Source organism: Pseudomonas sp. GW822-FHT04H02 (assembly GCF_058800645.1).
On sequence record NZ_JBXAMM010000003.1, the window covers coordinates 146,506 to 170,586 of the forward strand.

Genomic DNA, 24,081 nt, shown 5'->3' on the forward strand with positions numbered 1-24,081 from the left:
AATGTCCCAGTTCCCCAGCATCGACACCGAAGTGCTGCGCACCTTCGTCGCCATCGCCGATGAAGGCGGTTTTACCCGGGCTGGAGAACGGGTCAACCGCACCCAATCGGCGGTGAGCATGCAGATGAAGCGCCTGGAAGAGGACGTGCTGCAACGCCAGCTGTTCCAGCGCGACGGACGCCAGGTCAAGCTGACCGCCGAGGGCCAGGTACTGCTGGGCTATGCCCGGCGCATCCTGAAACTGCATAGCGAAGTGTTCAATACCCTGCGCGAACCGCACATGGTGGGGCTGGTGCGCATCGGCACGCCGGATGACTATGTGATGCGTTTTCTACCGGGGATTCTGTCGCGCTTCGCCCAGAGCTACCCGCTGATCCAGATCGAAGTGCATTGCGAATCGTCCAAGCAACTGCTGCAACGCCAGGACCTGGACCTGACCATCGTCACCCGAGAGCCGGGCAACGAGATCGGCCAACTCCTGCGCAAGGAGCGCTTCGTCTGGGCCGTGGCCCAGTGCTTCATGCCCCATGAACAGACGCCACTGCCGCTGGCGATGTTCAACAGCGACTGCTTTTGCCGGCTGTGGGCCTGCAACGCCCTGGATGCCATCGGCCTCGACTATCGCATTGCCTACAACAGCTCCAGCCTGTCGGCAATCATGGCGGTGGTCAGCGCCGGGCTGGCGATCACCGCGCAGCTGGAAAGCCTGATCACGCCGGACCTGCGCATCCTCGGCGAGAACGAAGGGCTGCCGGAGCTGCCCGAGGCCAGCATCATGCTGCTGCGCAACCTCAACCAGCCCTCGCCCATCACCGAATGCCTGGCCGAACACATCGTCGAAGGCTTCAAACTTTAAACGCCAGCATCACCGCACACACCACCAGGAAGCCGCAGAACAGGCCGCGCAACAGCCGCTCGGGCAAGGCGTGGGCGACCTTCACCCCCCAACTGATGCTCAGCAAGCCACCGGCTGCCAGCGGCAGACCGATCGCCCAGTCCACCTGATGGTGAAAGCCATAGGTCACCAGGGTGACCCCGGTGCTGGGTAGCGCCAGCGCCAGGGACAAACCCTGTGCTACCACCTGGGTGGTGCCGAAGACACTGGTCAGTACCGGCGTGGCAACCACTGCGCCCCCCACCCCGAACAGCCCGCCCATGGCCCCGGAAGCGGCGCCCAATACCCCGAGCCAAGGCCAGGGGTAACGCATCTCGCTGCTGGCCGGGGCACTGGCCATGAACATGCGCAGCAGGTTGTAGGCCGACAGCACCAGAAGAAAGGCGACAAAGCCGATGCGCATCTTCTGGGCATCGATGCCCACCGCCCAGATCGAGCCCAGCCAGGCGAAACTGAACCCCATCAGGGCCAGGGGCAAGGCGTGGCGCGCCTCTATGCGGTTGCGCTGGTGATAGCGCCACAGCGCGAGTAGCACATTGGGTACAACCATGACCAGCGCCGTGCCCTGGGCAATCTGCTGGTCCAGGCCAAACAGCACGCCGAGCACCGGAATCGCGATCAAGCCACCGCCAATACCGAACAGCCCGCCCACCGTACCCAACGCCGCGCCCAACAACAGATACATCATCAACTCGATCACAACCGCTCTCCTCACCTGAGAGCTGCATGCTACGCAGTCGGCCCTGGCACGGAAACGCATAGCAACGCACAATGGCTTTGCCGTTTTCGCATAAGCGAGCTGATCATGAATCCCAATACACTGACCGAACAACTGGGGCTGTTTCTTGATGTGCTGGAAGCGGGCAGCTTTTCCGCCGCGGCACGCCGCCATCCGCTGACGCCCTCCGCCGTGGCCCGGCGCATCGATAGCCTGGAAAACGCCGTGGGCACCACTCTGTTCATGCGTACCACCCACGCCGTGGTCGCCACCGCCGCCGGCCAGGCCTTTGCCGAACGGGCCCGGCGTATCGTTGCCGAGCTGCAACTGGCTCGGGCCGAGGCAGTTTCCCTGAGCCATGCCCCGGAGGGCCTGATCCGCATCGATGCCCCCGCTGCCTTCGGGCGCCGCCACCTGGCGCCGGCCATTGCCGATTTCCTGGTGCTCTACCCCGGGCTGGATGTGCAGTTGCACCTGATCGACAGCTTTGTCGACATGCAGGGCTCCCACCTGGGCAAGGTCGACCTGGTGCTGCGCGCCGGCCAGCGCGTGGACACGCGGATGGTCGCCACCTCCCTGGCCAGCATCGTGCGTATCGCCTGTGCCAGCCCCTCCTACCTGAAAAGCCGCGGCACCCCCAGCCACCCCGCCGAACTCAGCCAGCACGACGGCCTCGACTGGGATGGCCTGGCGCCGCTGTTCGCCTGGCGCTTCGAGCTTGACGGCCAGGTGCAGAGCCATCGTCCGCAGCGTATACGCCTTGGTGCCAATAACGCTGAAGCCCTGCTTTCCGGGGCCCTGGCCGGGCTGGGCATTGCCCACCTGCCCACCTGGCTGGTGAGTGAATACCTGCTGCGCGGCGAACTGGTGCCGCTGTTCTGCGAAGGCGGCCTGCCCAAGCCGGAAACCGCCGGCATCTACGCCTTGCGCATGGAACAGCACCCCAATGCCCGTAGCCGCCTGCTGCTGGAGTACCTGAAAAGCCGCTTCAGCCCGGTTCCGCCCTGGGATCTGGCATTGCAAAGCGCAATGGGCTGAAACCTGAGGAAAATTATCTGGCGCATTAAAGACTCGCCCGCTAGATTCATGACCATAAATGATCAAGGCCGCCAACATGACCACCGAACGCTCCCCCCTGGACTCCTGCGATCAACTGCTGCTGGACAACCAGGTGTGCTTTGCCCTGCACTCCACCTCGCTGATGCTGACCAAGGTCTACAAGCCTCTGCTGCAGAAGCTGGGGCTGACCTACCCGCAGTACCTGGCGATGCTGGTGCTCTGGGAACGGGACGGGTTGACGGTCGGCGAGATCAGCCAGCGCCTGCTGACCGACCCCGGCTCCCTGACTCCGCTGCTCAAGCGCCTGGAGGCCGAAGGTCTGCTCAGCCGCACCCGCAGTCGGGAAGATGAACGGGTGGTGATTGTCCAACTGACGGAACAGGGCCGGGTGCTGCGCGAGCAAGCCCGGGACATTCCCCAGTGCATCCTCGGGGCCAGCGGCCGGAGCGTGGAGCAATTGCGTCAGTTGCAGGAAGATTTGCAGGTGTTGCGCGGGCATCTGCAGGGCAGTCTTTGACGCTTTGCTGGCAAGCCAGCCCCCTATGGCTGAGGCTAGCTTCTCAACCGAAAAAATATCTTTTTCAGAATCAATGAGTTGCCCATGACTCAAGGCTAATGGAGGGGTTTTCAGCAAAATTTATCTTGCGCACTAAATATTAGCGAGATACATTTATTTCGCACTTACTTAGCGCGCAAATAATTAGCGCGAAAATCACCTACCACGAGGCTTCCACCATGCAAACTCTCTACACCGCCGTTGCAACCGCCACCGGTGGCCGTGATGGCCGCGCTGTTTCCAATGACCAGATCCTCGACGTCAAACTGGCCACCCCCAAGGAACTCGGTGGTGCCGGTGGCCAGGCGACCAACCCTGAACAGCTGTTCGCAGCCGGTTACTCGGCCTGCTTTATCGGTGCCCTGAAGTTCGTCGCCAGCCAGAGCAAGCGCAAGATCCCGGACGACGCTTCGATCACTGCCCATGTCGGCATCGGCCAGATCCCCGGCGGCTTCGGCCTGGATATCGACCTGCATGTGAGCCTGCCCGGCCTGGCCCAGGACGAAGCGCAAAGCCTGGTGGATGCCGCGCATCAGGTCTGCCCCTACTCCAATGCCACCCGTGGCAATGTGGATGTGCGCCTGCACGTTACGGTCTGAAACGGCAAATTCCAGGCATAAAAAAGCCCGACTCAAGGTCGGGCTTTTTCGTCTACAGGGGCGAGCCAGGTTTAAACCTTGGCGCGGCCTTTGTAGGAACCGCCTTCGCGGGTATCGATCTCGATCATGTCGCCGATTTCGATGAAGTCCGCAACGCTCAGCTCGGTACCGTTTTTCAGTTTGGCAGGCTTCATCACCTTGCCCGAAGTGTCGCCGCGCGCGGAACCTTCGGTGTAGTCAACCTGGCGCACGATGGTGGTCGGCAGGTCAACGGAAACCAGACGGTCTTCGAAGAACACGGCTTCGCAAACGTCGGTCATGCCTTCTTCGATGAACGGCAGAACCGCTTCGATGTCTTCGGCGTTCAACTCGTACATGGTGTAGTCAGTGGTGTCCATGAACGTGTAGGTGTCGCCGCTGATGAACGACAGGGTCGCTTCTTTGCGATCCAGGATCACGTCGTCCAGTTTGTCGTCCGCACCGTAAACGGTTTCGGTCTTGTAACCGGTCAGCAGGTTCTTCAGCTTGGTCTTCATGATCGCGCTGTTACGACCGGACTTGGTGAATTCAGCTTTCTGAACCAGCCAAGGATCGTTGTCGATACGGATCACGGTACCGGGTTTGAGTTCTTTACCAGTTTTCATTGCGAATATCCGAATTTGGATGGGATTTACAAAAATCTAGGCCGCGTATCATATCCAATTTAGGTAAAACTGCACCAGCGCCGCAGCAAGATCGGGCTGGGAGCCTTGTTCCAGACACCATTGCTCGGCGTGCGCGGCGACTTCCGGCCAGTATTGCAGCAGGTTTTTCCAGGGTTCGGCCATCGATGCTTCGCTGTTCCAGGCCTGCCACAGGGCCAGCACTGCAGCCTTGGCCCCCGGGGAAAGGGTGCGGGTATAGAGGCCGAGAAAAGCTTCGAGCTTGTCCAGGTGGATGTCTTCATCCTGGCGATAGATGTGCCAGAGCATCGGACGCCCGGCCCATTGCGCGCGAACGAAGGAGTCCTCCCCGCGCACCGCGTTGAAGTCGCAGCACCAGAGCAGCCGGTCGTAATCCTCCTGGCGCACGAAGGGCAACACCTGAACGGTCAGCGACTGGCGTACCTGGGGACAGCCCGGCGCCAGCGGTTCCTCTCCCAGCCAGCGCTGCACATCGGCCAGCACGCGGCCCTCGGGCACCAGCAGATGAGTCGGCTGCCCGTCGTCGGCCAGGGCCTGCAACCAACTGGCAACCCCGGCATTTTCGTAGGCGAACAGCGAGATCAAGCGACTGCCGGCAACAGGCGATACGCCCAGGGATTTCAGGAAATCCAGCCGGGCCTGGGGCCTGCCCTGGAAATCCCGGCGCTGCTCGAGCAGCCCGGCCTCGCGCAGCAAGCCGCCGGTATCGGCCTGGAATCCGGGAAAGAAGAAGTACTTCTGCACCCCGCGAAACTTCACGGAAGGCAGGCCATGGCACCCGCCGACCCAGTCCTCGGCGCTCAGGTAGTCCAGGTTCAGCCACAGTGGCGCACGCGCACGGTCGGCCATGGCGTCCATGTAGGCGTGGGGCAACTGGCAGGCGAAAGCCGCGATCACCACATCGGCCGCCGCCTCGTCCGGCCACTGGGCGGGCCAGTGCCGCACCTGGACGCCATCCTGAATCTGGCTGGCCTTTTGGCTATCGATCTGCGGGCAGATCTTTTCGAAAGCGCGCAAATCATCGACCCACAGGCGCACCACACATTGATGCTCGGCCACCAGTTGCCGGGCCAGGCGCCAGGTCACGCCGATGTCGCCGTAGTTGTCGACCACGCTGCAGAAAATATCCCAGGAGGCTTTCATTCCACTCCCCGATTGGCAAAGGCGCCGATTGTCCGCATAAATGCTCCTGCGCAGAAGAGCCAACCGCGATTATCTTCGTGCGACAATCGGCCCTTGCCCAACACCGCCCGCCAGGAGGCAGCCATGTCCCATCGTCCCACCGCACGTCGCTCCTTGCGCATCAGTTTCAACTTCCTGGCGCTCACCGCCAGCATTGCCCTGGGCCTGTGGCTGGGTTTCCTGGCGATCGCCCTGACCTGCTGGCTGGCCTCGCACTACCTTTTCAGCCAGCAATTGGCTCCGGTCGCACAAGCGGTGCAGCAGTTGGCAAAACCACCGGTGGCCGCGCCACCCGAGCCACAGAACCGAATGTTCGAGCATTACCAGGAAAACCTGCGCAAGAACGAGGAACTGCAATCCCTGGACAACGCCCGCAGCAACCTGCGCAACCTGTCCAACCCCAAATGCCAGTTCTGGTTGCAGCAGGACCAGACCGCGCCGAGCGAAAAAAGCCGGGCCAACGTCCTGCAATTCTGTAATTGACCATGAATAAACAGTCCGTCTGCCAACTGATTCTGCAACAGCTCCGGGACGACCTGGAGGTCGCGGTGCGGGCGGCACAAACCGCTTACGAAACCGCCACCCACGAAGAAAATATCGCCGAGAACAAGTACGACACCCTGGGGCTGGAAGCTTCCTACCTGGCCGCCGGCCAGGCTCGACGGGTCGAGGAAATCCGCCAGGCCCTGGGCCTCTGGCAGAACCTGAGCCTGCGCCCTTACGACCCTCAGAAGGGGATTCAGATCGGTGCGCTGTTGGGGCTGGAAGATGAAAACGGCCACGAACAGTGGCTGTTTCTCGGCCCGGATGGCGCGGGCCTGAAGGTCTACGTGGTGGGGCAACTGGTGACCGTCATCACCCCCCGCTCGCCCCTGGGCAACAGCCTGCTGGGCAAGTTCGAGGACGATGAGGTGGAGATCGTGGTGGCGGGCGCCCGGCAACAGTTCACTGTCACCGAGGTCCGCTAGGCAGGCTGGGGATCAGTGGACCGGCAATTCGACGCCGTCGAACAGCTCTTCCAGTTCCTGCTTGTTATGGCAGGCAATGGCCTTGGCCATGACTTCGCGGGTCAGGTGCGGGGCGAACTTCTCGATGAAATCGCACATGAAGCCACGCAGGAAAGTGCCGCGACGGAAACCGATCTTGGTGATGCTCGATTCGAACAGTTCACTGGCATCCAGCACCACCAGGTCGCTGTCGAGCTTGGTGTCGACCGCCATCTTGGCCACGATGCCCACACCCAGGCCCAGGCGCACATAGGTCTTGATCACGTCGGCGTCGGCAGCGGTGAATACCACCTTGGGCGTCAGGCCGCGATGGCTGAAGGCCTCGTCCAACTTGGAACGACCGGTAAAACCGAACACGTAAGTGACGATCGGGTACTCGGCCAGGGTTTCCAAGGTCAACTTCGGCAGCTTGGTCAGCGGGTGGCCCTGAGGCACTACCACGCAGCGGTTCCAGCGATAGCACGGCATCATCACCAGGTCACCGAACAACTCCAGGGCCTCGGTAGCGATGGCGAAATCCACGGTGCCGTCAGCGGCCATTTCGGCAATCTGCATCGGCGAACCCTGATGCATGTGCAAGGCCACATCCGGGTACTGCTTGATAAAGCTGCTGATCACCGGTGGCAAGGCGTAGCGCGCCTGGGTGTGAGTAGTGGCGATGGACAGGGTGCCCTTCTTCTCGTTGGAGAACTCCTGGGCGATCTGCTTGATGCTTTCGACCTTGCGCAGGATCTCGCCAGCGGTGGTGATGATGCGCTCGCCGGCCGGGGTCACGCGGGTCAGATGCTTGCCACTGCGGGCAAAGACCTCGACCCCGAGTTCGTCCTCGAGCAGACGGATCTGCTTGCTGATACCCGGTTGCGATGTGTAAAGGCTTTGCGCGGTAGCGGAGACGTTGAGGTCGTGGTGCGCCACTTCCCAGATGTAGCGCAATTGTTGAAGCTTCATATCAATCCCTCAAAGCAGGTAGACGCCACGGGTATCAGCGACGGTATATAACTATATTAATGGTCAGGAGAATAAATCTAGAACTTTTATTCAGAATTTTCCATTCCATCCTCAGGTATCGCCCTGACGTCGACGCTGCACCAGAGGCACCAGGTAAACCGGGACTTTGGCCAGTTGCAGAACTCGCGTTGCGGTACGCCCCAAAGGCGTTTGCGCCCCCACCCCATGGCTGTGACTTCCTACGATCAGCAAATCCACAGAGAGTTTCCCCGCCTGCTCCAGAATCACCTGGGACGGGTCCCCCTGAAGCACCCGCACCGACTGGATCAAGGTCAGGTCCTGCATCCCCTCCCCCAGCTCCTCGCGAAAACTGTCCAGCACCCGTTGCTCTATATTGGCCATCACTGTATTCAGGCCCTGGCGGTGAAACTCATTCAACGACTGCTCATCCAGGTAGCTCTGCAACACTGATTCGGCGAACAGGCCCATGGGCTCCACGGCGTGCACTACATGTAAGTCGGCATTGAACGTTCGAGCCAGCTCCAGGGCATGTTGCATCACAAAGGGCGCATACAGACCGAGGTCAGTGGCATACAGCATCGAACGAATCATATGACCTCCTCAACTGCCAAGATGGCGGAGATTGATTCAGCTTAGCAGTGCCTGGAACTGTGGGAGGTCCGAGGAAAAACCACGGATTTTAGGATTCAAGCCTTGGTTTCGTTGCTCACGCCGTGCGGCACGTGACCGGTGGCGACCACTTCGCGAGCCAGCTCGCAGTGACCGGCCTGGTCGTCGAAGAACACGTCGGCTGCAAAGGCTTCGAGGAAGGCGGCTTTTTCCAGCCCGCCAAGGAACAGCGATTCGTCCAGGCGGATGTTCCACTCGCGCAAGGTGCGGATTACCCGCTCATGGGCCGGCGCGGAACGGGCTGTCACCAAGGCGGTACGGATCGGACTGGCCTCATCGGAAAACTCTCCCTGCAGCAGGTTGAGTGCCGCCAGGAACCCCTTGAACGGCCCGCCCGGCAACGGTTCTCGTGCCGACTGCCGCTCACTGGCCTGGAATGCCTCCAGGCCGCCGGACTGGTAGATACGCTCCGAGTCATCGGAAAACAGCACCGCATCACCGTCGAACGCGATGCGCAGTTCGCCATTTTCAGCGCGCCGGGTGCCGCCGGACAGAATGGTTGCCGCAGCAAAGCCGGCCTCTAGTGCACTGCGCACATCATCGGCATGGGTGGAGAGAAACAGGTCGCTGCCAAAGGCCGCCAGATAGGGATAAGGGCTGCGCCCGCCGACGAAGGCTGCTCGGGAAATGCCCAGGCCGTAGTGCTCGATCGAGTTGAACACACGCAACCCGGTGTCGGCACTGTTGCGCGAGACCAGCACCACTTCGACCCGGGCTCGGCCCAGGCTGGCATTCAGGCTGAGGAGTTTCTTGACCAGAGGGAAGGCATCACCGGGCTCGAGGACTTCCTCTTCATGTTCGATCTGGTACTGCCGATAGGCCTCGACCCCCTGGGCCAGATAGACCTTGTGGCTGTCGCCCAGGTCGAACAGCGCCCGCGACGAGATCGCCACCACCAGCTTGCCATCCAGGCCCTTTGCCATATTTCATCCCCTTAAAGGTAATAAGCCCAACTCAGGCGTGGTGCCGGTCGATGAAACTCAAGGCCTGGTACAACGCCTGGATCTTCGGCAGCTCACAACCTGCGGCCCGCGCTGCCGCCAAGGGTGCAGCATAGATAGCTGCCAGTTCCAGAGGACGCTGGTGCAGGAAATCATGGTACATGCTGGGCCAGTAATCCGGCATGTGCTCGGTGGACTTGAACAGTTGCTGCGCATAGGCCGCGGGGATGGCATGCCCGCAAGCCGCCGCCCCCTGCAGCACTTCCTGCATCAGGTCCTGGATCAGCTCGCGGCTGGCGGGGTCGGCCATCAGTGGCGTGGTACTGGCTCGGAGCAGAACCGACAGGCCGTTATACGGGACATTCCACACCAGCTTCTGCCAGCGCGCCTGCTGCAGGTTGCTCATGGCCTGGGAATCGAGCCCCGCCTCGCGAAACAGCGCGGCGCCCTCCTCGACTATCGCCTGGCTCAGGGTCGCATCGGCACTGGCCGGGCCACTGTGGTAACCCAGGTTTACCGCGCCAAGCGCCTGGTGCTCGATCTGCCCGGGCCCGGCGCGGTGCACACAGATAAAGCACAAGCCGCCCAGAAGATGCAGCGAATCGGGAAGCACCGCGCGCAGGTCGTCTTCGACATCCAGCCCATTCTGCAGTACCAGAACCTTGGCATCGGTGGCCGCGGCCTGAATGATCGCCGGCGCCAGATCAAGGTTGCTGGTGGTCTTGGCGCCCACCAGCAGCCAGTCGCAAGGCGGCATCTGTTCGGCATTGGCGTAGGCCTGCGCCGGCTTCAACGTCAGCTTGCCGTGCTGGCTGCTGTTGACTTGCAGCCCATGCTCGAGCACTGCCGGATATTCGCTGCGCAATAAAAAGTGCACGTCGAAACCGGCACGTGCCAGCATCACCCCGTAAAAACCTCCGATCGCTCCGGTCCCGATAATGCCTACACGCGGTTTACGGCCTGCACCCATCAAGGCAACTCCTCTGGTATTCGATTAAGCGCCTGACGCAGGCTCTCGCTGAGATCCTGCTGCGTCAGGCGCGACTGTAGCGCTCCATGAAACTCACCGTCGCGGACCACGAACAAAGCCGGCAAGTGGAACACCTGATAGCGCTGAACCGCACCGCCATTATCGCCCGCATCGACCCAGCAAAGACGGTCGATGGGTAGCTCCAACTCCGGCAACCGCGCCCGGGCCCAACGGCAACTGGAACAGCCGACACTGGTGAAAACAACCAGGGAAACGCCGCCCAGGCCCAGTAATTGCTGGTCGATATCGAAATCGGTCAGTTCCAATTCGAGCACTATACTGGGGGAAACAATGTCAAATGGACGACACTCGGAGTCTGCGGTCATGGGACGTTTTCTGCCTCATCCTGATGATGTTCCGGTTGAACTGACCTTGCGCAAGCACGCCTGTATTTCACGCCAGCGGTTGCACACTATCAGCCTCGGTGGCATGGCGTGCAATTACCACCGTGCCTGGCGCCGCGGTACCGCGCTGGAGGTGTACATGCCAACGTTGGGGGATAACGCCCGTTACAACGGCTATGTCGCCTGGTGCCTGAAACGCAAGCGTGGCTACCTGGTGGGCATCGCTTTCGTCGACGAACAAACGCTGTTCGGCGCGCGCATGGGTGAGCAGGTGTGCCAGATCGCCCGCTACTGTCGCCTGCATGAACCTCAGAGCGAACAGCAATGCATTGAGGCGCTGGCGCTGGATTGGGTCGAGCAGCACGCAGAAGACTATTCCGAAGACCGTGTGCACCAGGCTTTTGTGCAGCCATAGCCCAATAAAACCGCCACCTGCCCATTGTAGAGTCACCGGCTAACGCGCTAAGGTTCCGCTCCCCGACGCGCTCAAATCCGCTGTGCTCCGCCGCGCGGGGATCGCTGGCGGCCGGCACCCGTGACCTGACGAGTAACACGATGGCTGATTTACCGATCAACGACCTTAACGTCGCCTCCAACGAGACCCTGATCACCCCTGATCAACTCAAACGAGACATCCCGCTGAGCGACACCGCCTTGCGCACCGTGACCAAGGGTCGCGAAGTGATCCGCAATATCCTCGACGGCACTGATCACCGCCTGTTCATCGTCATTGGGCCCTGCTCGATCCACGACATCAAGGCAGCCCACGAATACGCCGAGCGGCTCAAGGCACTGGCGGCTGAAGTCTCCGACACCCTGTACCTGGTGATGCGCGTTTATTTCGAGAAACCGCGGACCACCGTCGGCTGGAAAGGCCTGATCAACGACCCTTACCTGGACGACTCGTTCAAGATCCAGGACGGCCTGCACATTGGTCGCCAATTGCTGCTGGACCTGGCTGAAATGGGCCTGCCTACTGCCACTGAAGCCCTGGACCCGATCTCCCCGCAATACTTGCAGGACCTGATCAGCTGGTCGGCCATTGGTGCACGTACCACCGAATCCCAGACTCACCGCGAAATGGCTTCGGGCCTGTCCTCGGCCGTGGGCTTCAAGAACGGCACCGACGGTGGCCTGACTGTGGCAATCAACGCCTTGCAGTCGGTTTCCAGCCCTCACCGTTTCCTGGGGATCAACCCCCAGGGCGGCGTGTCGATCGTCACCACCAAAGGCAACGCCTACGGCCACGTGGTACTGCGCGGCGGCAACGGCAAGCCCAACTATGACTCGGTCAGCGTCGCCGTCTGCGAGCAGGCCCTGAGCAAGGCCAAGATCAAGCCGAACATCATGATCGACTGCAGCCACGCCAACTCCAACAAGGACCCGGCACTGCAGCCGCTGGTCATGGAAAACGTGGCTAACCAGATCCTCGAGGGCAACCAGTCGATCATCGGCCTGATGGTGGAAAGTCACTTGAACTGGGGTTGCCAGGCGATTCCGAAGAACCTGTCGGAACTTCAGTACGGCGTATCGATCACCGATGCCTGCATCGACTGGGAAAGTACCGAGAAGACCCTGCGCGGCATGCACGCCAAGCTCAAGGACGTCTTGCCGAAACGCGATCGCAGCTGACCCTTTCCTGCAGACACAAAAACGCCGGGCCAAGCCCGGCGTTTTTCATGGTCGCCCCGGTCAGAGCTTTGCTGCGTGACGCTGATGACGCTCCATATAGCGCTCTACGTACGAGCAGGACGGAATCACTGTGTAGCCCATGCGTTCGGCGTACTCCAGCGCCTGCTCGGTCAACGCCGCGGCAATACCGCGCCCACGCAGTGCGTTGGGCACGAAAGTGCGATAGATATCCAGGGTCTGCTTACCCAGGTCCATATAGGTCAGGTAGGCACGATGACCGTCCACATTGGTCTCGAACTGATGACCAGCCTGGTCATGGTGGATGGACAACGCCTCGCTCATCACTACTCCTTGCGGGTCTGGAATGCTGACCCCTACCTTACCGATGTTTTTCCGGCGAAGGAACAACTTACGCCACCTCGTGCCTGTCGGCCGCCCGTAGAAGCTCTCGCTCTTGCGCCATCAGCACGTTACAAAATATAGGCGCCATTGGCACAAATGCTCAAGCCACACTCGTCACAGATCGGCGCAAAACCTTGTTGAGGCTGAGTACGAGCCTTAGTCGGGATCGATACCTAAACGTCTTGAGACGGTACATCGCCGGATGCTGAAACATAAGACGAGCGACGCCTCTTAAAGTCACCCACAAGATGCTTAAACATAGGTTCAGGGCTGAACAAATTCTGAAGAAAAGTGCAGTCGACACAATATAGACCGACTTTAGCCTAGGCTCTGAAACAGCGCCCGGAAACTCCGATAACGATGCTGGCAAACAAGCAGCATTCGGCCCCGGAGCTTCGCCGCTGAATATTTTTTATACAACCCGCTAAAAAGTTGCTCGAAAAAGAAACAGCGCCTAGAATTTTTTTTGCTTCTTGCGCTACGTCAGTTTACTTACTACAAGTAATGGGTAGTATGTACGCCGGCTATTTCCTCACTCTGAGGTGATAGCTACTAATAGAAAGTCCTTGAAGGGGAACACGATGAACAACGTTCTGAAATTCTCTGCTCTGGCTCTGGCCGCAGTTCTGGCTACCGGTTGCAGCAGCGTATCCAAAGAAACCGAAGCTCGTCTGACTGCTACTGAAGACGCAGCAGCTCGTGCTCAGGCTCGTGCAGACGAAGCCTATCGTAAAGCTGATGAAGCTCTGGCTGCTGCTCAAAAAGCACAACAGACTGCTGACGAAGCTAACGAGCGCGCTCTGCGTATGCTGGAAAAAGCTAGCCGCAAGTAATAGTCCCTCGGGATTGTTATCGAGCCGATCCATTTTTTGGATCGGCTTTTTTATTGCCCGGAGTTCTTCACCGGCAATAAAAAACCCGCCGCTACCAGCAGGTATCGGCGGGTTGCACTTAAGCGCTTACTGCTGCAAATCGTAGGTCGCGTTGGACATTGTTGTCACAGGCGCTGTCGTCGGCACGGCGATCTCCACCGGCAAGCCATCTTCGGCTGCCACTACATCACGCACCACATCCCAGTTCATGCGCAGGTTGTTAGCCAGGTCCTCACGCTTGAGCAAGGCATTGATCACTGCGGTGTGCTTGTCGACCACCGAAGGATTGCCTTTGTCATCCAACGGCGTATGAGCTTCCAGGTAGACTTTCCCGCCGCTGATACCGAACTTGTACGGATCGTTGATGATGCGCACCGAAGTTCCCACCGGCACCATGCCGGCCATTTCCAGCACGTTGTTGTTGAGCATGCGGAAACAGCCGTGGCTGGTGCGCATGCCGATACCGAACTTCTTGTTCGAACCGTGAATCAGGTAACCCGGCGTGCCAAGTGTGAACTTGAATGGCCCCAAGGGGTTGTCCGGCCCGGCCGGTACCACGTTCGGCAAGGGGTCACCGTCGGCGGCATGCTCGGCCTTGATCGACGCCGGGGGCGTCCAGGTCGGATTCGGGGTTTTCGCGGTAATGCTGGTGTGCGCGATCGGTGACCCCCAGCCTTCACGACCAATACCCAGCGGGAAGGTGTAGACCACGTTCCGACCCTTGGGGTAGTAGTACAGTCGATACTCGGCCAGGTTGATCACGATGCCTTCGCGCGGCCCGGGCGGCAGAATGAAACGCGTAGGCAGGATCACCTCGGTGCCCGCCCCCGGCAGCCAGGGATCGACCCCCGGGTTGGCCGCGACCATTTCCAGGTAACCCAGGTCGTAGGTCGTGCCCAGGTCGGCGAAGGTATCCTCGTACTTGGCCTTGATCACCTGTACCTGGCCGACGATGTCTTCACCCGGCGGCGGTAGAGGCAATTCCAATGCGGCAACAGGACCGGCCACACACAAGGCGGCGAGTGTCAGGCAGCGGGTGACGACAGGGAGGCGGGGCAACATCCGGATAATCCTTCGCATGAACAACGAATGAAAGAAACACGATTGTACACCCCGCCCTCCGGCTACGGCAGCCAGGCCGGGGAGACAAGCGCAGACACATGAATTCCCTGTCGAAACGGCCTGCTGGCGGCCGCCTACAACTCGAAACGCAGCTCAGGCCAGATTGGCGGAGTGCCACGTTTTTGCGACTCCAGAATCGCCCGGCACAACGGGCAGAGTCGCTGGTCCTGGAAAATCGTCCGATCCACGCTCGACCAGCGCGGTTGCGCGGGCAACAAAGTGCCGCACAAGGTGCGGTCGGCAGAGCCGCCCAACTCCAGTTGACGCGTCACCAGATGCACCCGAACTTCCTGGCAGGCGAACAGGTCAAGCTGCTCATCAGGCTCGATCAGTTGATAGGCAAACAGGGACCAGGCGGGACGCGGCATCGGGGGCTCCAAATCGGGGGCGCCACATTAGCCGAAACACTGTCACTAGAAAAGCGTCAAAGCAGCGGTTTTAGCGTCGGCCAGACATTTTCCAGCAACTTGCCCTGGGCCGCTGCCGCAGGGTGCAGACCGTCTGCCTGCATCAGTTCGGGATGCCCCCCGACCCCGTCAAGAAAAAACGGCACCAAGGCTACCTTTTTCTCGCTGGCCAACTGGCTGTAGACCTGGGAAAAGGCCTGGGTATAGCGCACGCCATAGTTGGGCGGCAATTGCATGCCTAAAAGCAGCACCTTGGCACCCTGGGCCTGGGAGCTGTCGATCATCGAAGCAAGATTTTGTTGCAATTGCCGGGGCGGCTGGCCGCGCAAGCCATCGTTACCCCCCAACTCGAGAATCACCACTTCAGGCTTATGCTCTGCAAGCAGCGCCGGCAGCCGCGCCTGGCCCCCGGCACTGGTGTCACCACTGACCGAGGCATTGACTACCCTGTCGTTAAAACCCTGGTCCTTGAGCCTCTTTTCCAGCAGGGCTACCCAGCCCTGACGGGTATCCAGGCCGAAAGCCGCACTGATACTATCGCCAACGATCAGGACCGTACCCGCCGCTGCGTTCTGGGCCATGCACATCAAGGCCAGGCCGGCACTCAAAAACCATACACGCATCGGATTCTCCATGGGCGCAAGCATTCTCACTGCGCGGAACCTTAGCAAAGTGGTTCCCAGCGCGGAAGGTGAACTGACCATCCTGCATGAACTCAGCCTCGAGCTGAACCAGGGCGACAGCCTGGCCATCGTCGGCGCCTCCGGCTCCGGCAAATCGACCCTGCTGGGCTTGCTGGCGGGGCTCGACCTGCCCAGCAGCGGCGAAGTCACCCTCGCCGGCCAGGCCCTGAGCCAGCTGGACGAGGATCAGCGGGCCCGTATCCGGGCCGAGCATGTAGGGTTTGTCTTTCAGTCCTTCCAATTGCTCGACAGCCTCAATGCCCTGGAAAACGTCATGCTGCCCCTGGAGCTGGACGGCCGTCGCGATGCCCGCGAGCGGGCCACCGAACTGCTGCAGCGGGTTGGCCTTGGCCAGCGCCTTAGCCACTCGCCACGCCAGCTTTCCGGTGGCGAACAACAGCGGGTTGCCATTGCCCGGGCCTTCGCTGCCGAACCCGATGTGCTGTTTGCCGATGAACCCACCGGCAACCTCGACAGCCATACCGGTGAACGCATCAGCGACCTGCTGTTCGAACTCAACAAGGAAAGCGGCACCACCCTGGTGCTGGTGACCCATGATGAACGCCTGGCCCATCGTTGCCGGCGCCTGATCCGTCTTGAAGCGGGCCTGCTGGTCGCCCCTATGGAGCCCTGATGGCACGTCTGCCGCTGCCGCGCCTGTTCAGCCTCGCTGTCCGCCAACTATTGCGCGATGCCCGTGCCGGAGAGTTGCGGGTACTGTTCTTCGCCTTGCTGGTAGCGGTTGCGGCCAGCACGGCCATCGGCTACTTCGGTGCACGCTTGAACGGCGCCATGCTGTTGCGCGCCACCGAGTTCCTCGGCGCCGATCTGCTGCTTGAAGGCAGTTCCCCAGCACGCCCGGAACAGCTCGACAGCGGCCTGAAACTGGGGCTGGATCATGCGCGGATAGTCGAGTTCTCCAGCGTCATTGCCACCGACAATGCGATCCAGCTCTCCAGCATCAAGGCCGTCGACGAAGCCTACCCCCTGAGGGGGCAGCTCAAGAGTGCCGCAGCCCCCTATGGGGTCGAGGAGCCCGGCGGCGGTCCCGCGCCCGGAGACGCCTGGGTCGAACCGCGCTTGCTGACTGCGCTGGACCTCAAGATCGGCGACAGCATCGACGTCGGCATGAAAACCTTGCGCCTGGCCAGGGTACTGACCTACGAGCCTGACCGGGCCGGCAACTTCTACAGCCTGACGCCCCGGGTCCTGATCAACCTGCAAGATCTGCAAGCCACCGGCGTGGTCCAGCCTGGCAGCCGGGTCAGCTTCAAGGAACTGTGGCGCGGACCGGCTCCGGCGCTTGAGGCCTATCGTCAACAGATCAAGCCGGCGCTGGCCGCCAACCAGCGGCTGCAGGATGCCCGCGATGGCAACCAGCAGATCGGTGGAGCCCTGGGCAAGGCCGAACGTTATCTGAACATGGCCAGCCTGGTAGCGGTGCTGCTGTCAGGGGTTGCAGTAGCCTTGTCAGCCAATCGCTTCGCCGGGCGACGCTTTGATGCCAGCGCCCTGCTTCGCTGCCTGGGCCTCTCACGCCGGGAAACCATGCTGCTGTTCAGCGTACAGCTGGGCGTTCTGGGTCTGCTGGCCAGCCTCAGTGGGGCGTTGCTGGGATGGCTGGCCCAACTCGGCCTGTTTTACCTGCTACATGACCTGCTGCCCAACGACGTACCACCCGGAGGATTGCTACCCGCCATCGCCGGCATCGGTACCGGGCTGGTGGCCCTGGCTGGATTCGCCTTGCCGCCCCTGGCTGCGCTGGGACGGGTGCCGCCGCTGCGCGTACTGCGGCGCGACCTGCTGCCAATCCCCTCCAGCACCTGGATGATCTACGGCGCCGCTCTGTTGGCCCTGGGCCTGATCATGTGGCGCTTGAGCCTGGACCTAGTGCTGACCTTCGCCCTGCTGGGCGGTGGCCTGCTGGCGGCACTGGTATTGGGTGGCTTGTTGCTACTGCTGTTGCAAAGCCTGCGGCGCCTGCTGGCCCGCGCCGCCCTGCCCTGGCGCCTGGGCCTGGGCCAGTTGCTGCGTCACCCCCTGGCTGCGGCCGGGCAATCCCTGGCTTTCGGCCTGATACTGTTGTCCATGGCGCTGATTGCCCTGCTGCGGGGCGAACTGCTGGACACCTGGCAAAACCAATTGCCGAAAAATGCCCCCAACTACTTCGCACTGAACATTCTGCCGGCGGAAAAACAGGCCTTCAGCGAGCGCCTGGTGCAGCTCTCCGCCCCTTCGGCGCCCTTGTACCCCGTGGTTCCGGGGCGCCTGGTGAGCATCAATGGCGAGCCGGTAAGGGAGATCGTCAGCAAGGATTCCAGCGGTGATCGGGCCATACAACGCGATCTGAGCCTGACCTGGGCCGCCGATCTGCCCAGCGGCAACAGCATTATCGAGGGCAGTTGGTGGTCAGCCCAGCCGGACGATGGGTTGCCCGGCGTCTCGGTCGAGGCCAAGGTGGCGCAGAGCCTGAAGCTTAAGCTGGGTGATCACCTGACCTTCACGGTCGCCGGCGCCAACCGGGAGGCCCGGGTCACCAGCCTGCGCAGCATCAACTGGGACAACTTCCAGCCAAACTTCTTCATGATCTTCCAACCGGGCACCTTGAAGGATCTGCCCGCCACCTACTTGACCAGCTTCTACCTGAGCCCTGGGCACGATCAGCAGATTGTCGAGCTGTCCCGGGCCTTCCCGGCAGTGACCATCCTTCAGGTCGAAGCCCTGCTGGAACAACTGCGCAGCATCCTGGCCCAGGTCACCCTGGCGGTGGAGTATGTGTTGCTGTTTGTCCTGGCGGCAGGAATGGCAGTGCTGTTTTCCGGGCTCCAGGCCACCCTGGACGAACGCATTCGCCAGGGGGCGCTGCTGCGTGCCCTCGGGGCCGAGCGGCAACTGCTGGTGAAAGCCAGGCGGATCGAGTTCGGCCTGCTGGGCGCAGTCAGCGGCCTGCTGGCGGCACTGGGGTGCGAACTGGTCAGCCTGGTGCTCTACCGGTTCGCTTTCGATCTGCCCTGGCACCCGCATCCATGGCTGTTACTGTTGCCTCTGGTGGGGGCGCTGCTAGTAGGCGGGGCGGGAGTTTTCGGTACCCGTCGAGCATTGAACGCCAGCCCGCTGAATGTATTGCGCGAAGGTTGAAAGCCCAAGGCTCGCCTGCCCAGGTCGGCGAGCCTACTTCACATAATCGATCTGGTTGATCCACCAGCAGGTTTCACCTGCCGGGGTGTGGACAACGGCCTCGTCACCCACTTCCTTCTTCAGTAACGCCCTGGCCATGGGCGAATCGATGGAGATGTAGTCCTTGCGCAGGTAGATCTCGTCGTAACCGACGATACGAAAGCGCTTGATCTCGGCCGCCTCGTTTTCGACTTCGACCCAAGCACCAAAGAACACCCGTCCCTCCTGTTCCGGCGCGTAGGAAACCACCTTCATGTCTTCCAGGCGCTTGCGTATGTAGCGCACCCGACGATCGATTTCCCGCAGAAGCTTCTTGTTGTACTGATAGTCCGCATTCTCGCTGCGATCGCCCAGCGAGGCCGCCCAGGTGACCTTCTGCGTGATATCCGGGCGCTTCTCCCGCCATAAATAGTCCAGCTCTTGTTTCAGAGCGTCGTAACCATCCTGTGTGATGAGCTTGGTACTCAATTGGCTAATCAGCCTCCAGCCTTATGCATGCTGCGCATTAGTTGTATGAGCCGACAAAGCCGGCACGTCATGAGCGGCATCTGCCACCGATCTATGGACATCACTATCAGATTTGTCCGATTTAGATTTCAGAGAGGTCAGCCAATCATAGGGCCAAACAGCCGAGCCGTACGGCCCAGGGCATAGGTTCGACAAGAGCGTCGGCAATCGGCACGCCACACTGCTTGATACCCATTCCCCACAGAGCTGGCCAATAACTACCAACACCTCAAAAACAAAGGGAAAGTACCACATGGGCAACATCATTATCGTCGATGACCATCCACTGATCAGACTGGCCATCAGGTCGGTGCTGGATCCTCATCATCACAATATCGTCGCCGAAGCCGACAACGGTGCCGATGCCGTGCAACTGGTGCGCAAGCACCTGCCGGACCTGCTGATCCTCGACCTGGGCATCCCCAACCTGGATGGTTTCTCGGTCATCGCGCACATCAAGTCCGCCGGGCTGCACGTCAAGACCCTGGTACTGACCTCAAGTGATTCGAAAAACTTCGCCCTGCGCTGCCTGCAAGCCGGAGCCGCTGGCTTTCTGTGCAAGACCGAGAACCTTCACGAATTGGCCAATGCGGTAAAGGCCATCCTTTCCGGGTACAGCTACTTTCCGGAAGACACCATTAATATCCTGCAGCAGAACACCAACGCCGCCAACCAGGAGAGTGTGTTGATTTCCCGCCTGACCGACCGCGAAATAACAGTGCTGAAACTGCTGGCTACCGGTCTGAACAACCAGCAGATTGCCGATGCGCTGTTGATCAGTCACAAGACCGTCAGCACCTACAAAGTGCGGTTACTCAAGCGTTTCAATGTTTCCAACCTGGTGGCCTTGGCCGAATTGGCCAAACGCAATGCCGTAGTTTGATCATCAAGCCATTAATCGCCATCAAATGACGGACAGCCGCCACGACTGAAGACGTTCCAGTCGGTTTCTGTTCAATGGAATTCCGATCTGTACAAGGCGCAGTTCAGCAGCCGTGATGCACTACCGGCGGGTCAACTGCTGAACTGGCGGCGGATGATCAACCCCTGGCGAGCGACGCGGGTCAGTTGCTTGATGACTTCAGCAGCATCCGCAGCACTGGGTGCCGGAATGACCGCCAGATCGAAGCTGTCACTGGCAAAGCGTGCCAGGGACTCACCTTCTTCGACAAATTGAATCAGAAACGCCGCTGGGCCCGGGGAACGTCGTGGCCAACCGTCGAGATAACGCAATAGTGTGGGCTGGTGCTTGCCACCCAGGAGGATTTTCGGATTGCGCTGGGAAAGACTCGCCGTGATCGGCGCAAGACGTACAAGGGGGCGTGGTGCATTCATCGTATTGTGTCTCTGCCTCAGATTTCTGCCGGGCAGGTGAGAGGCAACACCGAACCAGCGCTTTAGCGGTATTTCGAAGCCTGACTATAGCTTCTATCAGTGATCTTTCGACTCACCTGGCGCCCCGCAAGTAGCTGTTTAAATCGGCGCATGAGCAGCATCCTAGAGAAGCCGACAGGTCAGTGTCAAGATTTGTCAGCAACGAAAAAGGCCTGCATTCGCAGGCCTGGGATAACTTTGCCGACGGCTGATCCAGAGCCTCTGGAACACCGCCCGCGTATCGACTTACTTGGCGATTACCGCATCCAGAGACAGCTTGCCGGCCCCCTCAATCAGAACTGCGACAGTGCCGCCAAGCAGTGCCAGAGCGAACTCATAACCGTTGTTGGCCATGAACAGGCCATGGCTGATATGCACCGAGAAAATCGCCACCAGCAAGGTAAACGACAGGCCCAATGCAGCGGGACGCGCCAGCAGGCCAATAATCAGTGCCAGACCGGCAAAGAACTCGGTCCCCCCCGATAACAACGCCATCAAATAGCCGGGAGCCAGACCGATACTCTCCATCCACTGCGCCGTTCCCGCCAGACCGCCACCACCAAACCAGCCAAAGAGTTTCTGCGAGCCGTGAGCCACGAAGATGATGCCGACGAAGATCCGCAGTACGGTCAAGCCGTAGCCCGCGCGAGTGCCCAGTAGCTTGTTGGTCAGTGTGCTCATGCTGTGTAGTCCTGTGTGAAGATAGGAAAGTTGGTCGCCATACTAATCAGTTTTAATCATGTTAAAAGCGGAAATTACCCAAGCTAATAATCGATTTTTTAGATTATTTACGTGACGCAACTTTTCGCTCCGGAGGCTCCAGGGAGTCTCGTTCACGATCAAAGGCCAGATAGTATTTGTTGACGCTATTAACATAGCTGACGGCCCCCATGCCCACTTGCTCCATGGCGATGCGCTCCACCTGGAAGAACCACTGGTTGGGGTTGAGCCCCCGCCGCCGGGCTTCACTGCGCATACCCTGCACCCGCTCCGGCCCCATGTTGTAGGCCGCCAGCACAAATGCCATGCGCTCGCGCTCATTGAGTTTGGGGCTGGCAAAAAATTTACGGCGAATCATCGCCAGGTACTTGGCCCCTGCCTGCACATTGCTATCTACGGACTGAATATTGTTGACCCCGACCCGCTGCGCTGCCGAAGGCGTGATCTGCATCAGCCCGGTAGGGCCGCTGCCGCTTCTGGAAGGGGGTTGCAACGCTGACTCCTTGAACGCCAGCGCCGCCAGGTTCAGCCAGTCCATGCCCTGTTCGCCGGCATGCTTCTGCAAAACCGGACGCAGTTTTTCCAGACGCTGACGGTCGGCCCGGGCCAGGGGATAGTGCACCTGATACTGGCGTCGGTAGATACGCAGGAACGCCACATCCTGATCCGCCGGCGCCTTATAGGTCTTGAGGAAGCGGTCGATACTCGCCCGCAGCATCGACGCATCGCGCCGGACAAACCAGTGTTCTTCACCCGGCTCACTGATCTTCAACTGCCTGTCCAAACGCAATTTGGGCAGGATCTTGCTCCAGCGTTCGGCAATCGGCTGCTCGACAACCGTCAGGTGGAAAATGCCGCCCTGGACCATTTCCAGCACATCCTCCACCGCCAGGCTGGGGTCGACCCACTCCACCTTGATCGGCGCCAGCTTGTGCAGCGCCAGCTTCTGATTGATCTGGCTGACCGCGTCCCCCGCCGCACTACCGGTAGTCAGGGTCAGGGTCTTGCCGGACAGCTGTTCGATCCGTGTATAACGGCGCTCACCCTTGATCCCGACCAGCAGCAGGGGAACATTACTGACGATCGGGTCGCTGGAGCTGACCGCATTTCCGGGCTGGGCTTCCAGCAGCTCACCAGGCGCCACCAGGTCGCCCTCGCCCCGCTGCAATGCACCCAGCAATTGATCCTTGGCTTTGGGAATGATCTTCAGGCTGATTTCCTGGCCGTCGCGAGCATGGCCATTGAGGTACTGCTCGAACGAGCGCAGGCGGTGGTACTCGACACCTATGGCCTGGCCCTGGACTTCTCCGGAGCTATTGCGGCTCTGATTGACCAGCACCCGGAGTACCCGGCTGCTGCGGATTTCCGCCAGGTCGCGCACTTTTCCCGTGGCGTGTGCTTCCAGTGGCCCGGGCAAGCGCGCCAGCGCCGGCAAGGGCAGCAGCAATGACAGGCACAGCGCGAGCAATATCGAGGATCGGGTCATCCGTTCTCCGCAAAGAATACTGTTCAACCCTTCGTCGCTTTTTGAAGAATTGATTGCCAGAAACAGAGCGCCTTGAGCGCTGGCAAGCTGCGAAAGACCCGTGCAATGGCGCTGAAGAACGTGGCCGTTGCTCTGGTCCGGCAGCAAAAGACAGCTATAACTCGTTGTAGTTCTTGGTTTTTCTTATAAATCTACAGCTCTGATATGCTTTCCGGCCGCAAGCGGAGATAGCACCATGCAACTCATCGATATCGGCGTCAACCTGACCAATCCCAGTTTTGCCGAAAAACACCAAGCCGTTCTCAATCGTGCTTATGAGGCTGGGGTGTGCCAGTTGGTCCTCACCGGAACCAGCGTCGAAGGCAGTGAACAGGCCCTGGAGTTGTGCCAGAAACTGGACGCCGACGGGCAGAGACTGTTTGCCACCGCCGGGCTGCATCCCCACAGCGCCAGCGACTGGAATGCCGACAGCCCGCGACGCTTGCGCGCTCTACTTGGAGAGCCACGGGTACGCGCCGTGGGCGAATGCGGCCTGGACTTCAACCGGGACTTCTCTCCCCGCCCGCAACAGGAAAAAGTCCTGGAAGAACACCTGGCCCTGGCTGTCGAGTTGCAGTTGCCAGTGTTTCTCCACGAACGTGACGCCAACCTGCGCTTGCTGGACATCCTGCGGGATTTCCGTGATCGCTTGCCGGCTGCTGTAGTCCACTGCTTTACCGGTGAACAAAAGGCCCTGTTCAGCTACCTCGACCTGGACCTGCACATCGGCATCACAGGCTGGATCTGCGACGAACGCCGCGGCACCCACCTGCACCTGCTGGTACGCGACATCCCCCGCGGGCGCCTGATGCTGGAAAGCGATGCCCCCTACCTGCTACCCCGCAGCTTGCGGCCAAAGCCGAAAAATGGTCGTAACGAACCGGCCTATCTGACCGAGGTTTTACGAGAAGTTGCGTTGCACCGCGGTGAAACCCTGGAAGACCTTGCAAGCCACAGTACCGCCTGCTCTCGGGCGTTTTTTCGCTTGCCAGAGATTGCTTGACCCAC

29 protein-coding genes are annotated in these 24,081 nt (G+C 60.4%); 13 read left to right on the plus strand and 16 right to left on the minus strand.

Features of this window, described 5'->3' with window-relative positions; genetic code table 11:
- The first annotated feature begins 1 nt into the window (after window position 1).
- On the plus strand, window positions 2–856 hold the full coding sequence (locus tag AC1RMG_RS12865) for a LysR substrate-binding domain-containing protein (RefSeq protein WP_493169378.1): 855 nt from the start codon (window positions 2–4) through the stop codon (window positions 854–856).
- Here the strand turns inward: AC1RMG_RS12865 and AC1RMG_RS12870 are convergent.
- On the minus strand, window positions 846–1,595 hold the full coding sequence (locus AC1RMG_RS12870; RefSeq protein ID WP_011062534.1) for a sulfite exporter TauE/SafE family protein: 750 nt from the start codon (window positions 1,593–1,595) through the stop codon (window positions 846–848). The two genes, AC1RMG_RS12865 and AC1RMG_RS12870, sit on opposite strands and share 11 nt — an antisense overlap.
- Before the next feature lie 105 nt (window positions 1,596–1,700).
- Here AC1RMG_RS12870 and AC1RMG_RS12875 point away from each other — a divergent pair, with 105 nt between their 5' ends.
- From AC1RMG_RS12875 to AC1RMG_RS12885, 3 genes are all read left to right on the plus strand, one after another.
- The gene (locus AC1RMG_RS12875; RefSeq protein ID WP_011062535.1) at window positions 1,701–2,651 is read left to right on the plus strand and encodes a LysR family transcriptional regulator; all 951 of its coding nucleotides are present in this window, start codon (window positions 1,701–1,703) and stop codon (window positions 2,649–2,651) included.
- A 76-nt stretch (window positions 2,652–2,727) separates the two neighbouring features.
- Window positions 2,728–3,189 (plus strand): MarR family winged helix-turn-helix transcriptional regulator, encoded by a 462-nt coding sequence (locus tag AC1RMG_RS12880; RefSeq protein WP_053153230.1) that lies wholly within the window; start codon window positions 2,728–2,730, stop codon window positions 3,187–3,189.
- A 218-nt stretch (window positions 3,190–3,407) separates the two neighbouring features.
- Window positions 3,408–3,827, plus strand: coding sequence for an organic hydroperoxide resistance protein (locus AC1RMG_RS12885; protein WP_011062537.1), 420 nt, complete (start codon window positions 3,408–3,410; stop codon window positions 3,825–3,827).
- Window positions 3,828–3,898: 71 nt separating this feature from the next.
- Here the strand turns inward: AC1RMG_RS12885 and AC1RMG_RS12890 are convergent, their stop codons facing one another.
- Together AC1RMG_RS12890 and earP are read right to left on the minus strand one after the other, a co-directional pair.
- Entirely contained in the window at window positions 3,899–4,471 is a 573-nt protein-coding gene (locus AC1RMG_RS12890) for an elongation factor P (RefSeq protein WP_007931398.1), read from the minus strand.
- Between the two features lie 48 nt (window positions 4,472–4,519).
- Window positions 4,520–5,653: an elongation factor P maturation arginine rhamnosyltransferase EarP gene (gene earP / locus AC1RMG_RS12895; protein WP_011062538.1), complete on the minus strand. Its 1,134-nt coding sequence runs from the start codon at window positions 5,651–5,653 to the stop codon at window positions 4,520–4,522.
- Between the two features lie 123 nt (window positions 5,654–5,776).
- On the opposite strand from earP, the gene AC1RMG_RS12900 reads away from it, so the two are divergent.
- Together AC1RMG_RS12900 and AC1RMG_RS12905 are read left to right on the plus strand one after the other, a co-directional pair.
- Window positions 5,777–6,175 carry a hypothetical protein gene (locus AC1RMG_RS12900; protein WP_493169380.1) on the plus strand — a complete coding sequence of 133 codons (399 nt, stop codon included), beginning with the start codon at window positions 5,777–5,779 and terminating at the stop codon, window positions 6,173–6,175.
- A 2-nt stretch (window positions 6,176–6,177) separates the two neighbouring features.
- Complete coding sequence (locus AC1RMG_RS12905) at window positions 6,178–6,660, plus strand: GreA/GreB family elongation factor (protein WP_019092880.1); 483 nt, start codon at window positions 6,178–6,180, stop codon at window positions 6,658–6,660.
- Window positions 6,661–6,672: 12 nt separating this feature from the next.
- Here AC1RMG_RS12905 and cysB read toward each other — a convergent pair whose 3' ends face one another.
- From cysB to AC1RMG_RS12930, 5 genes are all read right to left on the minus strand, one after another.
- Window positions 6,673–7,647, minus strand: a complete 975-nt coding sequence (cysB, locus tag AC1RMG_RS12910; protein ID WP_011062541.1) for an HTH-type transcriptional regulator CysB — start codon at window positions 7,645–7,647, stop codon at window positions 6,673–6,675.
- A gap of 111 nt (window positions 7,648–7,758) precedes the next feature.
- Window positions 7,759–8,259, minus strand: coding sequence for a universal stress protein (locus tag AC1RMG_RS12915; protein WP_011062542.1), 501 nt, complete (start codon window positions 8,257–8,259; stop codon window positions 7,759–7,761).
- Window positions 8,260–8,354: 95 nt separating this feature from the next.
- Window positions 8,355–9,260 carry a 5'-nucleotidase gene (locus AC1RMG_RS12920; RefSeq protein ID WP_015636544.1) on the minus strand — a complete coding sequence of 302 codons (906 nt, stop codon included), beginning with the start codon at window positions 9,258–9,260 and terminating at the stop codon, window positions 8,355–8,357.
- Between the two features lie 31 nt (window positions 9,261–9,291).
- Window positions 9,292–10,248, minus strand: coding sequence for a putative 2-dehydropantoate 2-reductase (locus tag AC1RMG_RS12925; RefSeq protein ID WP_368994271.1), 957 nt, complete (start codon window positions 10,246–10,248; stop codon window positions 9,292–9,294).
- A complete protein-coding gene (locus tag AC1RMG_RS12930; RefSeq protein WP_011062545.1) occupies window positions 10,248–10,634 on the minus strand; it encodes a thioredoxin family protein in 387 nt (128 codons plus the stop codon). The genes AC1RMG_RS12925 and AC1RMG_RS12930 overlap by 1 nt, the downstream gene beginning before the upstream one ends.
- On the opposite strand from AC1RMG_RS12930, the gene AC1RMG_RS12935 reads away from it, so the two are divergent.
- The gene (locus AC1RMG_RS12935; RefSeq protein WP_011062546.1) at window positions 10,633–11,067 is read left to right on the plus strand and encodes a PilZ domain-containing protein; all 435 of its coding nucleotides are present in this window, start codon (window positions 10,633–10,635) and stop codon (window positions 11,065–11,067) included. The genes AC1RMG_RS12930 and AC1RMG_RS12935 overlap by 2 nt on opposite strands.
- A 140-nt stretch (window positions 11,068–11,207) precedes the next feature.
- Window positions 11,208–12,284, plus strand: coding sequence for a 3-deoxy-7-phosphoheptulonate synthase (locus AC1RMG_RS12940; protein WP_011062547.1), 1,077 nt, complete (start codon window positions 11,208–11,210; stop codon window positions 12,282–12,284).
- A gap of 60 nt (window positions 12,285–12,344) precedes the next feature.
- Here the strand turns inward: AC1RMG_RS12940 and AC1RMG_RS12945 are convergent, their stop codons facing one another.
- The gene (locus tag AC1RMG_RS12945) at window positions 12,345–12,626 is read right to left on the minus strand and encodes a GNAT family N-acetyltransferase (RefSeq protein ID WP_011062548.1); all 282 of its coding nucleotides are present in this window, start codon (window positions 12,624–12,626) and stop codon (window positions 12,345–12,347) included.
- 641 nt (window positions 12,627–13,267) lie between these two features.
- Here AC1RMG_RS12945 and oprI point away from each other — a divergent pair.
- The gene (oprI, locus tag AC1RMG_RS12950; RefSeq protein WP_003448337.1) at window positions 13,268–13,519 is read left to right on the plus strand and encodes an outer membrane lipoprotei OprI; all 252 of its coding nucleotides are present in this window, start codon (window positions 13,268–13,270) and stop codon (window positions 13,517–13,519) included.
- Window positions 13,520–13,645: 126 nt separating this feature from the next.
- Here oprI and AC1RMG_RS12955 read toward each other — a convergent pair whose 3' ends face one another.
- From AC1RMG_RS12955 to AC1RMG_RS12965, 3 genes are all read right to left on the minus strand, one after another.
- Complete coding sequence (locus AC1RMG_RS12955) at window positions 13,646–14,620, minus strand: L,D-transpeptidase family protein (RefSeq protein WP_015636545.1); 975 nt, start codon at window positions 14,618–14,620, stop codon at window positions 13,646–13,648.
- Between the two features lie 134 nt (window positions 14,621–14,754).
- Window positions 14,755–15,048, minus strand: coding sequence for a hypothetical protein (locus AC1RMG_RS12960; RefSeq protein WP_007931378.1), 294 nt, complete (start codon window positions 15,046–15,048; stop codon window positions 14,755–14,757).
- A gap of 56 nt (window positions 15,049–15,104) precedes the next feature.
- Window positions 15,105–15,710 (minus strand): arylesterase, encoded by a 606-nt coding sequence (locus AC1RMG_RS12965; protein ID WP_019092884.1) that lies wholly within the window; start codon window positions 15,708–15,710, stop codon window positions 15,105–15,107.
- A gap of 10 nt (window positions 15,711–15,720) precedes the next feature.
- Here AC1RMG_RS12965 and AC1RMG_RS12970 point away from each other — a divergent pair, with 10 nt between their 5' ends.
- Window positions 15,721–16,404, plus strand: coding sequence for an ABC transporter ATP-binding protein (locus AC1RMG_RS12970; protein ID WP_493169383.1), 684 nt, complete (start codon window positions 15,721–15,723; stop codon window positions 16,402–16,404).
- Window positions 16,404–18,908, plus strand: coding sequence for an ABC transporter permease (locus tag AC1RMG_RS12975; RefSeq protein WP_493169385.1), 2,505 nt, complete (start codon window positions 16,404–16,406; stop codon window positions 18,906–18,908). The genes AC1RMG_RS12970 and AC1RMG_RS12975 overlap by 1 nt, the downstream gene beginning before the upstream one ends.
- Window positions 18,909–18,941: 33 nt before the next feature.
- Here AC1RMG_RS12975 and greB read toward each other — a convergent pair whose 3' ends face one another.
- Window positions 18,942–19,415, minus strand: coding sequence for a transcription elongation factor GreB (gene greB, locus AC1RMG_RS12980; RefSeq protein ID WP_011062553.1), 474 nt, complete (start codon window positions 19,413–19,415; stop codon window positions 18,942–18,944).
- Between the two features lie 292 nt (window positions 19,416–19,707).
- Between greB and AC1RMG_RS12985 the strand changes: the two genes are divergently transcribed.
- Window positions 19,708–20,337 (plus strand): response regulator transcription factor, encoded by a 630-nt coding sequence (locus AC1RMG_RS12985; protein WP_011062554.1) that lies wholly within the window; start codon window positions 19,708–19,710, stop codon window positions 20,335–20,337.
- 131 nt (window positions 20,338–20,468) lie between these two features.
- On the opposite strand, the gene AC1RMG_RS12990 is transcribed toward AC1RMG_RS12985, so the two are convergent.
- The 3 genes from AC1RMG_RS12990 to AC1RMG_RS13000 all read right to left on the minus strand — a co-directional run bounded on the left by AC1RMG_RS12990 (window position 20,469) and on the right by AC1RMG_RS13000 (window position 23,034).
- Window positions 20,469–20,789: a hypothetical protein gene (locus AC1RMG_RS12990; protein ID WP_011062555.1), complete on the minus strand. Its 321-nt coding sequence runs from the start codon at window positions 20,787–20,789 to the stop codon at window positions 20,469–20,471.
- Window positions 20,790–21,074: 285 nt separating this feature from the next.
- On the minus strand, window positions 21,075–21,509 hold the full coding sequence (locus AC1RMG_RS12995; protein WP_053153111.1) for a DoxX family protein: 435 nt from the start codon (window positions 21,507–21,509) through the stop codon (window positions 21,075–21,077).
- A 103-nt stretch (window positions 21,510–21,612) separates the two neighbouring features.
- Window positions 21,613–23,034: an MltF family protein gene (locus AC1RMG_RS13000; RefSeq protein WP_011062557.1), complete on the minus strand. Its 1,422-nt coding sequence runs from the start codon at window positions 23,032–23,034 to the stop codon at window positions 21,613–21,615.
- Between the two features lie 235 nt (window positions 23,035–23,269).
- Here AC1RMG_RS13000 and AC1RMG_RS13005 point away from each other — a divergent pair, with 235 nt between their 5' ends.
- Entirely contained in the window at window positions 23,270–24,076 is an 807-nt protein-coding gene (locus tag AC1RMG_RS13005) for a TatD family hydrolase (RefSeq protein ID WP_493169388.1), read from the plus strand.
- Window positions 24,077–24,081: the final 5 nt, after the last annotated feature.

What these genes read in the sequence shown, in the direction of transcription:
- AC1RMG_RS12865 (WP_493169378.1), top strand. Translation starts at nt 2, where the DNA reads ATGTCCCAGTTCCCCAGCATCGACACCGAAGTGCTGCGCACCTTCGTC.
- AC1RMG_RS12875 (WP_011062535.1), top strand. Translation starts at nt 1,701, where the DNA reads ATGAATCCCAATACACTGACCGAACAACTGGGGCTGTTTCTTGATGTG.
- AC1RMG_RS12880 (WP_053153230.1), top strand. Translation starts at nt 2,728, where the DNA reads ATGACCACCGAACGCTCCCCCCTGGACTCCTGCGATCAACTGCTGCTG.
- AC1RMG_RS12885 (WP_011062537.1), top strand. Translation starts at nt 3,408, where the DNA reads ATGCAAACTCTCTACACCGCCGTTGCAACCGCCACCGGTGGCCGTGAT.
- AC1RMG_RS12890 (WP_007931398.1), bottom strand. Translation starts at nt 4,471, where the DNA reads ATGAAAACTGGTAAAGAACTCAAACCCGGTACCGTGATCCGTATCGAC.
- earP (WP_011062538.1), bottom strand. Translation starts at nt 5,653, where the DNA reads ATGAAAGCCTCCTGGGATATTTTCTGCAGCGTGGTCGACAACTACGGC.
- AC1RMG_RS12900 (WP_493169380.1), top strand. Translation starts at nt 5,777, where the DNA reads ATGTCCCATCGTCCCACCGCACGTCGCTCCTTGCGCATCAGTTTCAAC.
- AC1RMG_RS12905 (WP_019092880.1), top strand. Translation starts at nt 6,178, where the DNA reads ATGAATAAACAGTCCGTCTGCCAACTGATTCTGCAACAGCTCCGGGAC.
- cysB (WP_011062541.1), bottom strand. Translation starts at nt 7,647, where the DNA reads ATGAAGCTTCAACAATTGCGCTACATCTGGGAAGTGGCGCACCACGAC.
- AC1RMG_RS12915 (WP_011062542.1), bottom strand. Translation starts at nt 8,259, where the DNA reads ATGATTCGTTCGATGCTGTATGCCACTGACCTCGGTCTGTATGCGCCC.
- AC1RMG_RS12920 (WP_015636544.1), bottom strand. Translation starts at nt 9,260, where the DNA reads ATGGCAAAGGGCCTGGATGGCAAGCTGGTGGTGGCGATCTCGTCGCGG.
- AC1RMG_RS12925 (WP_368994271.1), bottom strand. Translation starts at nt 10,248, where the DNA reads ATGGGTGCAGGCCGTAAACCGCGTGTAGGCATTATCGGGACCGGAGCG.
- AC1RMG_RS12935 (WP_011062546.1), top strand. Translation starts at nt 10,633, where the DNA reads ATGGGACGTTTTCTGCCTCATCCTGATGATGTTCCGGTTGAACTGACC.
- AC1RMG_RS12930 (WP_011062545.1), bottom strand. Translation starts at nt 10,634, where the DNA reads ATGACCGCAGACTCCGAGTGTCGTCCATTTGACATTGTTTCCCCCAGT.
- AC1RMG_RS12940 (WP_011062547.1), top strand. Translation starts at nt 11,208, where the DNA reads ATGGCTGATTTACCGATCAACGACCTTAACGTCGCCTCCAACGAGACC.
- AC1RMG_RS12945 (WP_011062548.1), bottom strand. Translation starts at nt 12,626, where the DNA reads ATGAGCGAGGCGTTGTCCATCCACCATGACCAGGCTGGTCATCAGTTC.
- oprI (WP_003448337.1), top strand. Translation starts at nt 13,268, where the DNA reads ATGAACAACGTTCTGAAATTCTCTGCTCTGGCTCTGGCCGCAGTTCTG.
- AC1RMG_RS12955 (WP_015636545.1), bottom strand. Translation starts at nt 14,620, where the DNA reads ATGTTGCCCCGCCTCCCTGTCGTCACCCGCTGCCTGACACTCGCCGCC.
- AC1RMG_RS12960 (WP_007931378.1), bottom strand. Translation starts at nt 15,048, where the DNA reads ATGCCGCGTCCCGCCTGGTCCCTGTTTGCCTATCAACTGATCGAGCCT.
- AC1RMG_RS12965 (WP_019092884.1), bottom strand. Translation starts at nt 15,710, where the DNA reads ATGCGTGTATGGTTTTTGAGTGCCGGCCTGGCCTTGATGTGCATGGCC.
- AC1RMG_RS12970 (WP_493169383.1), top strand. Translation starts at nt 15,721, where the DNA reads ATGGGCGCAAGCATTCTCACTGCGCGGAACCTTAGCAAAGTGGTTCCC.
- AC1RMG_RS12975 (WP_493169385.1), top strand. Translation starts at nt 16,404, where the DNA reads ATGGCACGTCTGCCGCTGCCGCGCCTGTTCAGCCTCGCTGTCCGCCAA.
- AC1RMG_RS12985 (WP_011062554.1), top strand. Translation starts at nt 19,708, where the DNA reads ATGGGCAACATCATTATCGTCGATGACCATCCACTGATCAGACTGGCC.
- AC1RMG_RS12990 (WP_011062555.1), bottom strand. Translation starts at nt 20,789, where the DNA reads ATGAATGCACCACGCCCCCTTGTACGTCTTGCGCCGATCACGGCGAGT.
- AC1RMG_RS12995 (WP_053153111.1), bottom strand. Translation starts at nt 21,509, where the DNA reads ATGAGCACACTGACCAACAAGCTACTGGGCACTCGCGCGGGCTACGGC.
- AC1RMG_RS13000 (WP_011062557.1), bottom strand. Translation starts at nt 23,034, where the DNA reads ATGACCCGATCCTCGATATTGCTCGCGCTGTGCCTGTCATTGCTGCTG.
- AC1RMG_RS13005 (WP_493169388.1), top strand. Translation starts at nt 23,270, where the DNA reads ATGCAACTCATCGATATCGGCGTCAACCTGACCAATCCCAGTTTTGCC.